Origin of the sequence: Shewanella sp. ENK2 (genome assembly GCF_043568515.1) — a bacterium.
GTDB lineage: Bacteria > Pseudomonadota > Gammaproteobacteria > Enterobacterales > Shewanellaceae > Shewanella > Shewanella japonica.
Window position 1 is genome coordinate 954,451 of the sequence record NZ_CP171406.1, and the last position, 14,091, is coordinate 968,541.

Annotated in this window: 16 protein-coding genes; 6 read left to right on the forward strand and 10 right to left on the reverse strand. The window is 40.4% G+C overall.

What is annotated here, in order from left to right:
• Positions 1-137 precede the first annotated feature (137 nt).
• Positions 138-1,289: a methionine adenosyltransferase gene (gene metK, locus ACGEDC_RS04280; protein WP_055025159.1), complete on the forward strand. Its 1,152-nt coding sequence runs from the start codon at positions 138-140 to the stop codon at positions 1,287-1,289.
• A gap of 85 nt (positions 1,290-1,374) precedes the next feature.
• Here metK and ACGEDC_RS04285 read toward each other — a convergent pair whose 3' ends face one another.
• Positions 1,375-1,935: an MAPEG family protein gene (locus ACGEDC_RS04285; RefSeq protein WP_055025158.1), complete on the reverse strand. Its 561-nt coding sequence runs from the start codon at positions 1,933-1,935 to the stop codon at positions 1,375-1,377.
• Between the two features lie 92 nt (positions 1,936-2,027).
• Positions 2,028-2,630 (reverse strand): flavin reductase family protein, encoded by a 603-nt coding sequence (locus ACGEDC_RS04290; protein WP_394496669.1) that lies wholly within the window; start codon positions 2,628-2,630, stop codon positions 2,028-2,030.
• A 787-nt stretch (positions 2,631-3,417) separates the two neighbouring features.
• Here ACGEDC_RS04290 and ACGEDC_RS04295 point away from each other — a divergent pair.
• Entirely contained in the window at positions 3,418-3,675 is a 258-nt protein-coding gene (locus ACGEDC_RS04295) for a GNAT family N-acetyltransferase (RefSeq protein ID WP_394498237.1), read from the forward strand.
• A gap of 110 nt (positions 3,676-3,785) precedes the next feature.
• On the opposite strand, the gene ACGEDC_RS04300 is transcribed toward ACGEDC_RS04295, so the two are convergent.
• The 3 genes from ACGEDC_RS04300 to ACGEDC_RS04310 form a co-directional block, all read right to left on the reverse strand.
• Positions 3,786-4,169 carry a hypothetical protein gene (locus tag ACGEDC_RS04300; RefSeq protein ID WP_394496671.1) on the reverse strand — a complete coding sequence of 128 codons (384 nt, stop codon included), beginning with the start codon at positions 4,167-4,169 and terminating at the stop codon, positions 3,786-3,788.
• Positions 4,170-4,248: 79 nt separating this feature from the next.
• On the reverse strand, positions 4,249-4,641 hold the full coding sequence (locus tag ACGEDC_RS04305; RefSeq protein WP_394496673.1) for a hypothetical protein: 393 nt from the start codon (positions 4,639-4,641) through the stop codon (positions 4,249-4,251).
• Between the two features lie 174 nt (positions 4,642-4,815).
• On the reverse strand, positions 4,816-5,052 hold the full coding sequence (locus tag ACGEDC_RS04310; RefSeq protein ID WP_055025153.1) for a hypothetical protein: 237 nt from the start codon (positions 5,050-5,052) through the stop codon (positions 4,816-4,818).
• A gap of 169 nt (positions 5,053-5,221) precedes the next feature.
• Here ACGEDC_RS04310 and ACGEDC_RS04315 point away from each other — a divergent pair, with 169 nt between their 5' ends.
• A complete protein-coding gene (locus ACGEDC_RS04315) occupies positions 5,222-5,641 on the forward strand; it encodes an META domain-containing protein (protein ID WP_394496675.1) in 420 nt (139 codons plus the stop codon).
• Between the two features lie 107 nt (positions 5,642-5,748).
• Here the strand turns inward: ACGEDC_RS04315 and ACGEDC_RS04320 are convergent, their stop codons facing one another.
• Positions 5,749-7,089, reverse strand: coding sequence for a dicarboxylate/amino acid:cation symporter (locus tag ACGEDC_RS04320; protein ID WP_055025151.1), 1,341 nt, complete (start codon positions 7,087-7,089; stop codon positions 5,749-5,751).
• A 205-nt stretch (positions 7,090-7,294) separates the two neighbouring features.
• Positions 7,295-7,642: a hypothetical protein gene (locus ACGEDC_RS04325; protein WP_174567610.1), complete on the reverse strand. Its 348-nt coding sequence runs from the start codon at positions 7,640-7,642 to the stop codon at positions 7,295-7,297.
• 104 nt (positions 7,643-7,746) lie between these two features.
• Between ACGEDC_RS04325 and ACGEDC_RS04330 the strand changes: the two genes are divergently transcribed.
• Positions 7,747-8,208: a GNAT family N-acetyltransferase gene (locus ACGEDC_RS04330; RefSeq protein ID WP_394496678.1), complete on the forward strand. Its 462-nt coding sequence runs from the start codon at positions 7,747-7,749 to the stop codon at positions 8,206-8,208.
• 77 nt (positions 8,209-8,285) lie between these two features.
• Here the strand turns inward: ACGEDC_RS04330 and ACGEDC_RS04335 are convergent, their stop codons facing one another.
• The 3 genes from ACGEDC_RS04335 to ACGEDC_RS04345 form a co-directional block, all read right to left on the reverse strand.
• Positions 8,286-9,653, reverse strand: a complete 1,368-nt coding sequence (locus tag ACGEDC_RS04335; protein WP_065109540.1) for an L-serine ammonia-lyase — start codon at positions 9,651-9,653, stop codon at positions 8,286-8,288.
• A 111-nt stretch (positions 9,654-9,764) separates the two neighbouring features.
• Positions 9,765-11,057, reverse strand: coding sequence for a serine/threonine transporter (locus ACGEDC_RS04340; RefSeq protein WP_394496681.1), 1,293 nt, complete (start codon positions 11,055-11,057; stop codon positions 9,765-9,767).
• Positions 11,058-11,381: 324 nt separating this feature from the next.
• Positions 11,382-12,164, reverse strand: coding sequence for a ribonuclease H family protein (locus ACGEDC_RS04345; RefSeq protein WP_192021502.1), 783 nt, complete (start codon positions 12,162-12,164; stop codon positions 11,382-11,384).
• An 88-nt stretch (positions 12,165-12,252) separates the two neighbouring features.
• On the opposite strand from ACGEDC_RS04345, the gene yjjX reads away from it, so the two are divergent.
• Complete coding sequence (yjjX, locus tag ACGEDC_RS04350; RefSeq protein WP_394496683.1) at positions 12,253-12,879, forward strand: inosine/xanthosine triphosphatase; 627 nt, start codon at positions 12,253-12,255, stop codon at positions 12,877-12,879.
• An 80-nt stretch (positions 12,880-12,959) separates the two neighbouring features.
• Complete coding sequence (locus tag ACGEDC_RS04355) at positions 12,960-14,000, forward strand: NADP(H)-dependent aldo-keto reductase (protein WP_394496685.1); 1,041 nt, start codon at positions 12,960-12,962, stop codon at positions 13,998-14,000.
• Positions 14,001-14,091: the final 91 nt, after the last annotated feature.

Consider the following 14,091-nt stretch of genomic DNA (forward strand, 5'->3'; position numbering starts at 1 on the left):
AAATCTTTGAATGGTTGCACAATTTTTAACTTATATTGATTCTAAGGGGTGTTATCAAACCTAATTTGAATTATTATAGACGTCTAGATGTAGATGCTTCTACACGTTCAAATTCCAAAAGACGAGATTTACCAACTATGGCAAACCACTTGTTCACCTCTGAGTCAGTCTCAGAAGGTCATCCAGATAAAATCGCCGATCAGATTTCTGATGCGGTACTAGACGCAATTTTAGAGCAAGATCCTAAAGCGCGTGTTGCATGTGAAACTTACGTTAAAACTGGCATGGTATTAGTCGGTGGTGAAGTTACGACTTCAGCTTGGGTTGATATCGAAGAAATCACACGTAAAACAGTACGTGAAATTGGCTACACTCATTCAGATATGGGTTTTGATGCTGACTCTTGTGCGATTTTAAATGCGATTGGTAAACAGTCTCCAGATATTAACCAAGGTGTTGATCGTAGCGATCCTGCTGAGCAAGGCGCGGGTGACCAAGGATTAATGTTTGGTTATGCAAGCAATGAAACTGATGTATTAATGCCTGCACCTATTACTTACGCACACAAGCTGGTTAAACGTCAGTCTGAAGTCCGTAAAGACGGTACATTACCTTGGCTACGTCCTGATGCAAAAAGTCAGGTTACTTTTGCCTATGAAAATGGTCAAATCAAAGGTATTGACGCCATCGTCCTGTCGACTCAACATCGTGAAGATGTGACGCAAGAAGACTTAATCGAAGGCGTGATGGAAACCATCATTAAGCCTGTTTTACCATCACAATGGTTAAACAAAGACACTAAGTACTTCATTAACCCAACTGGCCGTTTTGTTATTGGTGGCCCTGTAGGCGATTGTGGTCTAACCGGTCGTAAAATTATCGTAGATACCTACGGCGGTATGGCACGTCACGGTGGCGGTGCTTTCTCAGGTAAAGACCCATCAAAAGTGGATCGTAGTGCTGCTTATGCTGCACGTTACGTTGCTAAAAACATCGTTGCAGCAGGTCTTGCTGATCGTTGTGAAATCCAAGTGTCTTACGCTATTGGTGTTGCAGAGCCAACGTCAATCAGTATTGAAACATTTGGTACAGGTAAAGTTTCTGAAGACGTACTTATCAAGCTAGTTCGCCAGCACTTTGAATTACGTCCATATGGCTTAACCGCTATGTTAGATTTAGCTCGTCCAATTTACCAAGGTACAGCTGCATACGGTCACTTCGGTCGTAATGAGTTCCCTTGGGAAGCGACTGATAAAGCTGAAATCTTACGTGCAGATGCAGGCTTATAAGTTTTCAACTTAGCCTAGCGCATAAAGTAGAATCAAAAAAACCGTCTTATGACGGTTTTTTTATGGGTAAAATTCACTAAAACGGCTAAGAGAACGTACGATAAAAAAGATAAATAATAATAGCGCCTACAGAGAGCACTGAAGGATAAAATGTCAAACTAAACCCTAACGCTCTTGTGGCGGAACCTTTTTCATAACCACTGATAAATATAATTCTGCCGATAAAAAAGACTATCGATAATAGCGCAATCAGTGACATGAACTCAGCAGGCATAATAAAGGTCCATAAAAAATACACGCTCAAAACAATACAAAATTGCTCTAAGGTATTTTGTAAAACATTTTGCAAATGCCTGGTTTTTTCCGACTCCTCAAAAGCCGAGCGAATATGAGTTTGTGTGGTATTGAATCGTCTAAGTAGCACACGCCCTGCAGCAAATATAAATGCCAATGCAGGCAAGATTAAGCCATAAGCATATATTGTTAGCCTTTCGACCAAAGATTGTGGCTCTGTGTATTCAAGCGGATTGGCTAAAGCGCCATAAGCGACAACTAAAAAAGAGACGATTACCCCTATCACGACGCTCAAAGAGACATCGCTTTGTTTTGATGATAGTTTATTTTTAAATTGTTCTAAAAGTGGCATTATCTCTCCCTGTACTTAATGCTCATCAGTAGATTTTCTTACCCTAAGGGTGTGAATTAAATAGTCCTTTTATTTAACTCGCTTACATCGCTTTATTCGCGCATCAATTGTACTTTATCTCTCGTTAAACAATAGTCACTGCCAGCCATTCTGCCAATGGCATCAAGTTGATCTGCATCTATTTTAAAATTATCTATCGCGTCATCGTTAACATGAACAGCAACGACGTCCCCTAATATCAAATGCCCTGCTAATGGCTGATTACCTAAATCGACAATTTGATTGAGTCGACATTCAAAACTGACCACAGCTTGCTTAACGCGACTTGGTTTCACAATCGTTGAGTCTAAGGTTTCTATTCCAGCATATTCAAACTCATTTTGTTCTGGCGGTAATGAATGGCACGTTTGATCCATTACCGATAAGTCTTGATAACTGACAGTGTTGATCACAAATTCTTGCTGTTCACGTATATTAACTAGCGTGTCTTTTTCTGCGCCTTTATCGGTACTCATTGGGTTAAAGCACAACACTGGAGGATTAGCACTTGCCACTGTAAAAAATGAAAATGGCGCTAAATTAGATACTCCTTTTGCCGATACCGTAGACACCCAAGCGATTGGTCTTGGGGTGATACCACCAATCAATAATTTATACATTTGCAGTGCGGTTAACGTATGCGGCAAAAATTCCATCGAAATCTCAAACTTGCTTTCAACGTTTAGTTAACATACCTATTCAAACAAAACCGATACAAATAATAGTATGAAAATCATAAACTAAATAAGATAGTTATTAAGCTATCACCGTATAATTATTCAAACAAGCCCTAACCTGAAAACAACTTGTTAACATTCACAAATAAGCACTTTAAAGACTCAAAGTGGATAGAATTTCTACAATGACACTTTCAATATGTGAAAATAAGGAAGCAGCTAATAAACAAATAATATAACAACCGTTAAACTGGCAATGAAACGAGCAGAGAAACCAGCATAGAAACGACCTAAAAATGAGCAATAATTTACCAATTGGAAATAAGGTGATAAGTCGAACCCATTGAAGCAATAAGCTATGATCTGAATGCTCAATATGATGTTAAGCCATACCGACTTTGGCTAACAGGCTCAGGTTGTGATGCTTAGGTTGCGAGACTCAATGATAAAACTCAGGAAAATGAATGCACTCCTATTATATGTTCAAAGCAAGTGAATCTGACTTTTCTAGCCTGTCACCAGTGCCTGTTCCAGTAAGAACGTCAGACAGTATTCAGGGCGAGTACTACCAAACGACTTTGAGCGAGCAGCAACAATTATGGTCCGTAATCAAACTTTTCTATCGCCAACACTTGCCCTACTCCAAACCAACATTTAAAGACACTGTCATCCTCTGCTGCCAAGCAAAATCTGATGATAAGCCAATAGCTAACCACACGAACCAGCTTCAAATCGATAATATATTAGCTGCTGTGAGGATAAAAAAATTGGCGAGGTTCAATTAGTCACAGGATTAGTCGTTAAAAAAAGTGCTAGAGGCCAAGGAGTCGCTCATCAATTGATGTCTGTTATTCAATCAAATTTGCTTGAATCTGAGTGTTATGTTTTTACAATAGCTTCGCTCACCGATTTCTATCAGCAGCACGGTTTTATTAAGCCCCATGAGGTAGACAATAATATAAATCAGTTATTTAAAAAGCATAACAACCAAGATAGACCTTTGGCATTACTTAAGTCGAGTTAAGTTGAGTTAAGTTGAGTTAAGTTGAGTTAAGTTGAGTTAAGTTGAGTTAAGTCGAGTTAAGTTGAGTTGAGTTGAGTTAGAAACAGTAAAAAAATTTAGAGTAATACGTATCAGCAGTGATCAAAGTGCGCCGTTTCTACGCACATAAACGCCACTTGTTGCATATTCAACACTGGTACAGTCAGCTCTCTTGCAGAGCTTAGATCTATGTCTTGCAGCGCATCGATTAATTGAATAGCCTCTTGATAGCCATTAGCTCGGCCACAGCCAATATTGCCGAAGTCAGTTTCAACAAGGTAGTGGCCATGTTGGCTTACAGCTTGCTCAGTATCTAACTGCGATGAACTTACACACTCAACCACACGATATGTTTTATTTTGTGATGCTAATACTGCCACCACAATTTTGGCATTATCATAGGCGGACAAACGTAAATGCAGATACGGCTGAAATAACTGTTCAAATTGATTTAGCGAGTTTTCAACACTCATCATTTACCTCTTGTTATGCCATACATTAAATTCTTCGGTTAACCACTTCATTAATAACCTTGTCTATACCTGCTTGTCACTATTAATTTTTCATTAGCAGCAAATAGTAATCACGCTGCTGAAAACTAAAGTAATCCACTACTTCCATGGCAGATTTACCAGTATGAGCGGCGAAAGAAGCTTGATTTTCTTCTGCGATAAAAGTCACCAAATAAGGGTATTTTTTGGCCACATTACAACTAAGCTTTTCAACTAACTTCGCAAATATCCCTTGGCCACGAAAATCAGGATGAATCCAAATGGGGCCATATTGACAACTATTTTGCGCCGTTATCTTACTAAATCCCGCTTCTATATCAGATAGTTTTCGCATAACAAATGCGTATATACCCCATGATTTAAACCATGACCAAGGCCCAGCAATCACATAACCAATAATACTTGCCTGACTTTGTGCAGAACTCGTTTTTTTCACTGCTCTCAGCTAACATAATCCAACCGAGGCGAATTAACTCGCTAATATCGGTCTTTGAAAAACACTGCCCAGACATACTTTCTGCGGGTGATGACAGCTCATCATTCATGTAGCTCTTTTCAAGTCGAGCCAGTTCCGCTGAGTCTTCTTGTGTTGCTAATCGGTATTGGATTTTCATTCAGTTTTATTATCACTTTCTTGTTTTACTTGGGATTGCGGCTGCTTTTGTGCCCAATCGAAGACTAATGCAACAGGATAAGGCGCCATAATTAAAAGCCCAATACCAATTAGACTCGCCACTAATAACATGCCATTTATTTCGTTGGCCATGTCTGTCAATAAATAGAAATATGCGCCACAGCCAACCATAAATAATCCGACCAGATGCATGACTTTAAATATTTTACTCATTAAATAGCTCTTATTAACTGAATGACATATCAAGATGTCTATTTTTACGACGACCTTAACTAATGCACTGACTTTAAAGAATGAATAACAATTAAATCTACTTCATCATGAAAATTTAGCTGAAACACAGTATATACTATGATGATTATCGATCTCATTGGAAACCATCATGATAAAACCCACTATTACCGCTTGTTTGGTTATTTTCGGTCTTAGTGCTTGTCAAAGCAACAGCCACCAGGCTGAAGAAATTAACTTGTTAGGTAGCTGGTATATTGAATCTGCTCTTTCTGAAGCTGTAATTAATCATAGTCCAGCACAAATTACGTTTGCAGAAGACGGTAAATTATCGGGTAATAATAGTTGTAATCAGTTCTTTGGAGAGTATCAGCAAGACGATACACAACTTACTCTTTCCCCTGCTGGTACAAGTATGATGGCCTGTGTAGAAGTATTAATGAAACAAGAAGCTAGAGTCATGAAAGCCATGCCAATGGTCACAAATGTGGCTTTATCAAAATCGGGAAAATTACTGCTAAAATCAGAACAAGGTGCTAATTTATTAGTATTGAGCCAGCAGCAAGACTAGTTGCTACCCGCTAATGCACCATAACTTGGCTAATTATGCTGAGTCCATACAAAAAGAGTGAAGCCATGGCTTCACTCTTTTTTATTTCGATATACTCAAATAATGACTTATGAATTGCTTTTCACATTTTCAGCAACTTTTTGCTGAATATCGACTTCGTTATGCTGAGCAATAAGAGCTGATTGCTCCATATCCGCATTGTAATGCTCAACGTCTAGCTCATCTTCTGAGCGAGCAATCACCGTCGTGGCAACTAAATCGCCTGATACATTCACTACTGTACGAGCCATATCTAAAATACGGTCAATACCCGCAATAATAGCAACGCCTTCTAATGGTAAGCCCACAGTGGTCAGTACTAAAGTTAACATCACTAGACCTGCACCTGGAACACCTGCTGTGCCAATCGATGCAAGGGTAGCAGTTAGCACAATAGTAATGTAATCCACCCAAGTTAAATCAATACCAAAAGCCTGTGCCACAAATAACGCCGTGACCCCTTGGTAAAGCGCGGTGCCATCCATGTTAATGGTGGTTCCTAGTGGTAATACAAAGCTAGAAATCTTCTTATTAACCCCTAAGTTTTCACTGGCACATTTCATACTTGCTGGTAGGGTGCCGGCTGAGCTTGACGTTGTAAATGCAACCGCCATTGCATTGCCAATTCCTTTAAAGAACTGCATCGGATTTAGCTTACCAAACACCGTCAGTACTACACTGTAAAAACCAAGAATGTGTAACGCACAGCCGATATAAACCGCCACAATGACTTTTATCAAAGGCAATAACATATCTAAGCCATACTCACCTGCGACCCAAGCCATTAAACCAAATACACCGTAAGGCGCTAACTTCATCACCATATCAGTGAGTTTGTACATTGCTTCAGCTAGACTTTCAAAAACACGAATAGCGGGTTTACCGTGCTCACCTATAAGCACTAACGAAATACCGAGTGCCACTGCAAATACAATCACTTGCAAAATTTGACCGCTGGCCAATGCCGCAACGGGGTTGGTAGGTACGATATTAATTAACGTATCCATCAATGTCGGCGCTTCTTTTACTTCGCTGACAATTTTTGCACCTTCAAGTCCAAGACCTGCGCCAGGTTGCATGACGTAGCCGACAAGTAAACCAATGCTTATCGCAATTGACGTAGTGCCTAGGTAAAAGCCAAATGATTTAAAGCCAATACGGCCCATTTTTGCCGTGTCTTGCATTGATGTAACACCTACAATCAATGAGCAAAACACCAAAGGAACGATAAGCATTTTAATGGTATTAACAAACAAGGTACCAATAGGTTTTAGGTAACTAGCATCATCCCCTAAGGTGATCCCTGCAATAATACCTAGAACCATACCGATGAGGATTTGTAACCATAAAGGAACTGACATCCAACGAGACCAAACTCGACTTGGAAATGACGGTGCATGTTTTGACATGGGGTAACCTTGCTTGTTTGCGATTGATGTAACTGACTAGTAGTCACGATGTATGAATATCTAGATGATGTCGTTATCAACGTTAAACAATGACACCATCAATAAACTCGGCCGACAAAAATCGGCGCCGCATACTAGCATACCTATTTAGGTTTAATAGATGATCTAGGTCAGTTTACACTGAGCTTCTATTCAAAATTCACTATTAGGCTTCAAATATAAATGTCGTTTCTTTATTGCCGATTTTGACAGGATATAAAGCTGCAGGGGGACATTCCCGTTCGATTAAATAACTCCAATAGTCATCATCAAAACCTGCAAGCCAGTTTGACTCCTCGCCTCTCGACTTTAAAATCAGCCACCACCACACCATTGCCCATAACCCTAAAGTGGCTAAGGTAAGCAGGAAGTGTAACGGATGATTAATATTGGGCTGTGCAGCCCCATTGACTGTAGTAGGATAAACACTATGACAAGGATTATTGACTCGATTAATTCGACTGGGATGTTTGATATATCGGTAAACTCTGAATTGATATTTTGACTTTATCATCACAACCTCTTGCACTGTCACATTGAATAATAAGCATAGCAGCTTAGACTTTAGTCGAATAAAAAATCAGCAACATTTTTACGATTCCCGATATAGGAAGGACGATGATAATAAGAAAAGGCCAAGCATCAGATTTAGCAGCATTAGTTGATTTTAACCAAGCGATGGCATTGGAAACCGAAAACCTCACATTAGATAATGAACGTCTTACAAAAGGCGTGAGCACGATGCTTAATAGCCCAGAAAAAGGCTTTTATCTTGTCGCTGTAGTTGATGGTCAAATAGCGGGATCGTTAATGGTTACCCTTGAATGGAGTGATTGGCGCGCAACTAACTACTGCTGGATCCAAAGTGTGTATATTCGCCCGCAAAATCGCCGCCAAGGAATTTATGCCAAGCTTTATCAAGCTGTAAAATCACTTGCTGAGGAAATAGGCGGCGCTGCGAGTTTTAGATTGTATGTTGAGCACGACAACCACATTGCCCAAAAAACCTATCAATCACTAGGTATGGAGCAAAGCCATTATCTGATGTATGAAGAGATTGCAGAAGGTGCTGAAGAGTAGAGTTCTCAATACGCTGTTGTCAATGTGTACAAAATACAAAAAAGGCTTTCGTAAGAAAGCCTTTTAATCAAACCCGATTAAGCACACAAATTGGTGACTTTTATTGCAAGACCACCTTGGCTGGTTTCACGATATTTCACATGCATGTCTTTACCCGTTTCATACATAGTCGCAATCACTTTATCTAAGCTCACTCTTGGTTCAGAATTACGACGTAATGCCATACGTGACGAATTAATCGCTTTCACCGATGCGATTGCATTTCGTTCAATACAAGGGACTTGAACTTGGCCCGCTACAGGATCGCAAGTTAAACCTAAGTTATGTTCCATACCAATTTCAGCAGCCATACAAACTTGCGCAGGTGAGCCGCCCATTAACTCAGCTAAACCCGCAGCCGCCATAGAACAAGCGACCCCCACTTCACCCTGACAGCCAACTTCCGCCCCAGATATCGAAGCATTCCGTTTGTATAGCGATCCCACAGCAGCTGCGGCTAAAAAGTAACGGCTACATTCTTTTTCACCGACCTTCTGTATGAATTTGTCATAGTAGGCCAACACCGCAGGAATAATCCCTGCTGCACCATTGGTTGGCGAGGTCACAACACGACCACCAGCAGCATTTTCTTCACTAACAGCCAACGCAAATAAATTGACCCAATCAATGATTTCCATAGGATCGGTACTGGTTCGCTCACAGCGAAGTAATTCACGGTGCAAGGCTGGTGCACGACGTGACACTTTTAATGGGCCAGATAACACGCCTTCTGTATGACAACCTTTTACAATCGCATCTTGCATGGTTTTCCATACAAGATTAAACCCACTATACATAGCTTCTTCCGAACGGAAGCACAGCTCGTTTTGCTTCATTAATCCGCTGATGCTTAAACCTGAATCTTTGCAGTGTGCCACTAGCTCATCAGCATAATTAAAGTGATAAGGCACCTTAACGCCACTGGAATGACTTTGAGTAAACTCACTTTCCTCAACGATGAAACCACCGCCGATAGAGTAGTAAGTATTGGAATAAACACACTCATCGCCAATCCAAGCATGTAACGTCATGCCATTTTCGTGCAATGGTAAGGTTGAGCGATGGAAAATCAAGGCATCACGAGGAAAATCAACATGGTGAATCGCATCACCTATAATGATTTCTTGGGTTTTCTCAACTTGGGCAATAAAAGGCTCAATACTATCAATATCAACCGTTTCAGGTTCATTACCCGCCAATCCCATGATGATCGCAATATCAGTATGATGACCCTTACCCGTTAATGATAATGATCCGTACACATCAACCGTGAATTTAGTAATTTGAGTTAGCTTGCCTTGCTCAATCAAGTCATCAATAAAACAATTTGCCGCTTTCATCGGCCCAACGGTATGTGAACTCGACGGACCAATACCAATCTTAAAGATTTCAAATGCACTAAACATATAATTTGCCTCAACGTTTACTGACCCTATCAGCAAACTAAAAACCGTAAGAAAGAGGAACCGTTATTGTTCCTCTAACCATGCTACACAACAGCCTTAATTATCAGAGTGTTAGCTCATTAGGCCGAATAAAATGGCTGTCATTGCCAATAAACCAGCAATCACAACAAACACATTACTGATGCGGCCACGGTAAGCTTTTAATGCAGGAACTTTATAAACGGCATACATTGGCATTAGGTATAAAATCGCCGCAATAATAGGGCCGCCCAACGCTTCAATCATGCCAAGAATGCTTGGGTTAATAACCGCAACAATCCAAATACTGAAAAACATAAAGCCAAGAATAAATTTGTTGAGTTTGGCGTCTGATACTTCTTTATTGCTACTACGAAGTTGCTTAGTGATCATGCCTTTTAAGCCTTCAGTTGCCCCTAAGTAATGACCAAAAAATGAAGAAATAATCGCAATGAACGCAATAATAGGACCAAAGTAACTAACAAATCCGCTTGAGTGAACGTTAGCAAGGTAAGACAGAATCGCTAAGTTTTGATCTTTTGCTTCAGCTAATTGAGCAGGGCTTAAAGACAATACGCACGAGAATACAAATAACATCACGAACCCAACCAGCATCATGGAGGTGTTACGTAAAATCACATCCGCTTTTTTCGAGGCGTTATTGCCATGCTCACGTTTCAATGAAACAGAGAACTGTGAAATAGCAGGAGAATGGTTAAATGCAAACACTAATACAGGAATCGTTAGCCACACAGTCCCTAAGAACTCACCGGTAGAAGGCACAACTTGCATTGCGTCCATCTTCCAATCTGGCATCAAGTAAAATGACATGAAAGCTAAAATAGCAACTAACGGGTAAACCAAAAACTGAGTCACTTTCAGCATGAATTTTTCACCCGCAACCATCACTGACATCATGCCAATAATTAACACTGCAGATAAAAGAATACGTGGCGGTGAAGCAAAGCCAAGTTGATTAACAATAAAACTATCAACAGTGTTCGTAATGCCAACACCATAAATAAGCACAATAGGGAAAATAGCAAAGAAATAAAGCACTGTGATGGCTTTACCAGCACTCACACCGAAATGTTCTTCAACCACTTGGGTGATATCGCTACCTGGATTTTTAGAAGAACATACAAAACGAGATAAACCACGATGAGCAAGGTACGTCATTGGGCCAATGATAATGGCCATTAACACTAACGGCCAAAATCCGCCCATTCCTGCATTGATAGGCAAAAATAAAATGCCTGCACCAACCGCGGTACCAAACAAGCTAAGCATCCAAGTCGTATCTTGGCGTGTCCAGCCTTTTACTGAAGTTTGCTCATCGTGAGCTGAAACTGCAACGTCCTGCGCATTGATTGAATCTCTTTGCATAATAATGACCCTATTAGGTATCTAATTTCACAGCGAAGAATATAGAATTCTAAATTATGAAATATGATCTAGGTCATTTTTTACCCCGACTCACAAAAATTTTAACGCTATATGAGAGCAAAGCACGCAACTGGTACGATCAGTTATTCTAATTGGTAACACTTTAAGATAAATTGTTCAACAAAACATCTAATACAATAACACCTAATAAACCAGCAGCTCACACACAAGCACGGCTTAGGCTATACAATCAATAACCCATATAACGATTGCCATGCTTAACAAATGCCTCAACTATCATCTCTCAAAGAAAGGAAATGACGACTACCCTGTCCTAAGAGCCAGAATCTCAGTTAAATTGATAGGTTCATCATATTGGCTAAATTCAGTATTTTTTTGATCGATAGCGTAAATTGACATGCGATCAGCCAGTTCATTACCTTCAATGCCGATATGAGCAGCCACATGAGCAATATCAATCTGGCCTTTAATGGCGTCATATAATTCGTGTGCTTGTTGTATCACTTCAAGGTTAGCAATATCACCAGCAACTTTTCGCTTCCAACCTTTGGCTTTCCAACCATAGGCCCAGTTGGTAATACAATTAATGGAATATTGCGAGTCACTCAATATTTTAACGGTTTGCTTATCGTTTAAGGCTTTTTCAGCCACCAATAACGCTTGATACAAGGCATTTAGTTCCGCACTATTGTTAGTGCCATTAGGATTAAATAACCCATACCAAAGCTCACTCACTTCACCTTGGCGATAAACCGCCATTCCAGAACCCGCCTTACCAGGGTTTGGCTCACAACCACCATCAGTAAAAACCATGACATCATGGCTGAAAAGATCAATATTCGTCGTCTTAATTGACTCTACTTTACTGGTACTTTGGCTGATACTTTTACCGCTCGCTTTTTTGCTAGCTGGCTTTCCAATACTACTTGAGGCTGCCCCTGCAAATGCCGCTTTAGCTTGCGCCTCAGTGGGAAACGACTTGTATTTGGCTTGAGGAAACTTATCCACCAACTTCTTGGTGTAATCCCAACTGGTAAAAATACCCGTCTCTCGACCTGACCAGACAACATAAAACTTCTTTGCCATGATGACTCTCTGTAAAATAGCGTAAGATACTTAATGCGCATCAGTGTAGCTTATGCCGCTACTAAAATAACTAATTGAATATAAAACTATGTCAAATCCTACTCAGCTTGAAACGCAGCCTCTGCATGATAAAAAATCAATTGGCGAGAAAACAATTGCACAACTGACCATAATTGTTGGTTCTAAAAATCCAGTAAAAGTGAATGCCGCCAAAGTTGCGTTCAGCCAATATTTCCCCCATCACCAAATACATTGCATTGGCAAACATGCTCCCTCTCTTGTCGCAGATCAACCCATGACCGAGCAAGAAACAAAACAGGGGGCAATTAATCGTGTTCAATTTTGCCAGTCTGAAGACTTAGCAAACACAATGGCAGAAACAAAAGCCGACTTTTACATCGCTATGGAAGGCGGGGTTGATCAATTTGATCACGGCCCAGCCACCTTTGCCTATATGGCCATCATTCATCAGCAGCAAATATCTATTGGTCGCAGTGCACTACTGCCATTACCAGCTCAAGTGTATCAATCATTACAACAAGGTGAAGAGCTTGGCCATGTTATGGATCGTTTATTTAATACTGACAACATCAAGCAAAAAGGCGGTGCAATTGGTCTGTTAACACAAGGGTTAGCAACACGAGAAAGTATTTATACCCAAGCCATTATTTTAGCAATGGCCCCCTTTATAAATGCCGAGATATTCAACAGTTAATTTGCTAACGGAATATCAAGCTTTTGTTTAACGCAAAAGCTTGATAACTTCAAAGTAACTGCATTCCATAGGAGAAATAAATGGAATATCAACGCATTCCTCATACCAGTCTTGATGTCAGTAAGATTTGCCTAGGCACTATGACCTGGGGAGAACAGAACTCACAACAAGATGCTTTTGAACAACTCGATTACGCCCTAAGTCGCGGTGTTAACTTTATTGATACTGCCGAAATGTATCCCGTTCCGCCAAAAGCTGAATCTCAAGGCGAAACAGAACGGATTATTGGCCAATATTTATCTCAGCGTGGTAACCGCGATAACCTAGTGATTGCCACAAAAGTGTCTGCAGCAGGTGTTAAAAGCGACTTTATCCGACCTAATATGGCGTTAGATTGGGTAAATATTCATCAAGCAGTTGATGCATCGCTTGAGCGATTACAGGTCGATACAATTGATTTGTATCAAGTACATTGGCCAGACAGAAATTGTAACTATTTCGGCGAGCTTTTATATCACCATGATGAAGAAGAACATCAAACGCCCATTCTTGAAACATTAGAAGCGTTAGCTGAAGTCGTTCGCCAAGGAAAAGTGCGTTATATCGGAGTATCAAATGAGACGCCTTGGGGGCTGATGCAATACCTTCGCCTTGCAGAGAAACACGACTTACCTCGAATCGTTAGCGTGCAAAATCCTTATAATTTACTGAATCGTAGTTTTGAAGTAGGGATGTCTGAAATTAGTCACCGGGAAGAGCTGCCTTTACTGGCATATTCACCGCTCGCTTTCGGTGCGCTAACAAGTAAATATGAAAATAACCAGTGGCCAGAAAAAGCCAGACTGACCTTGTTCAAGCGATTTGCTCGCTACAATGCCACCCCAATGGCACTTGAAGCAACCCAAGCTTATATTGAGTTAGCTCGAGAGTTCAATCTAAGTCCAACACAAATGTCACTGGCTTTTGTAAATAGTCGACGCTTTGTTGCCTCTAATATTATTGGCGCAACGACGCTAGATCAGCTTAAAGAAAACATCGACAGTCTTGATGTAACCCTTAGCCCTGAATTATTGGCAAGAATTGATGAATTGTCTTTACGTTACCGAATGCCTTGCCCTTAATAAACTGCTTAATCGTTCATGCTAGACTTGCAATAAGCGCCACTTTCTATGAAGATCGTGGCGTTTCTATTTAGGGCTTAGCCCAATTTCT

What these genes read in the sequence shown, in the direction of transcription:
- ACGEDC_RS04320 (WP_055025151.1), bottom strand. Translation starts at nt 7,089, where the DNA reads ATGTCAAAACATGCACCGTCATTTCCAAGTCGAGTTTGGTCTCGTTGG.
- ACGEDC_RS04310 (WP_055025153.1), bottom strand. Translation starts at nt 5,052, where the DNA reads ATGAGTAAAATATTTAAAGTCATGCATCTGGTCGGATTATTTATGGTT.
- ACGEDC_RS04285 (WP_055025158.1), bottom strand. Translation starts at nt 1,935, where the DNA reads ATGCCACTTTTAGAACAATTTAAAAATAAACTATCATCAAAACAAAGC.
- ACGEDC_RS04355 (WP_394496685.1), top strand. Translation starts at nt 12,960, where the DNA reads ATGGAATATCAACGCATTCCTCATACCAGTCTTGATGTCAGTAAGATT.
- ACGEDC_RS04335 (WP_065109540.1), bottom strand. Translation starts at nt 9,653, where the DNA reads ATGTTTAGTGCATTTGAAATCTTTAAGATTGGTATTGGTCCGTCGAGT.
- ACGEDC_RS04340 (WP_394496681.1), bottom strand. Translation starts at nt 11,057, where the DNA reads ATGCAAAGAGATTCAATCAATGCGCAGGACGTTGCAGTTTCAGCTCAC.
- ACGEDC_RS04300 (WP_394496671.1), bottom strand. Translation starts at nt 4,169, where the DNA reads ATGATGAGTGTTGAAAACTCGCTAAATCAATTTGAACAGTTATTTCAG.
- ACGEDC_RS04345 (WP_192021502.1), bottom strand. Translation starts at nt 12,164, where the DNA reads ATGGCAAAGAAGTTTTATGTTGTCTGGTCAGGTCGAGAGACGGGTATT.
- metK (WP_055025159.1), top strand. Translation starts at nt 138, where the DNA reads ATGGCAAACCACTTGTTCACCTCTGAGTCAGTCTCAGAAGGTCATCCA.
- ACGEDC_RS04325 (WP_174567610.1), bottom strand. Translation starts at nt 7,642, where the DNA reads ATGATAAAGTCAAAATATCAATTCAGAGTTTACCGATATATCAAACAT.
- ACGEDC_RS04315 (WP_394496675.1), top strand. Translation starts at nt 5,222, where the DNA reads ATGATAAAACCCACTATTACCGCTTGTTTGGTTATTTTCGGTCTTAGT.
- ACGEDC_RS04290 (WP_394496669.1), bottom strand. Translation starts at nt 2,630, where the DNA reads ATGGAATTTTTGCCGCATACGTTAACCGCACTGCAAATGTATAAATTA.
- yjjX (WP_394496683.1), top strand. Translation starts at nt 12,253, where the DNA reads ATGTCAAATCCTACTCAGCTTGAAACGCAGCCTCTGCATGATAAAAAA.
- ACGEDC_RS04330 (WP_394496678.1), top strand. Translation starts at nt 7,747, where the DNA reads ATGATAATAAGAAAAGGCCAAGCATCAGATTTAGCAGCATTAGTTGAT.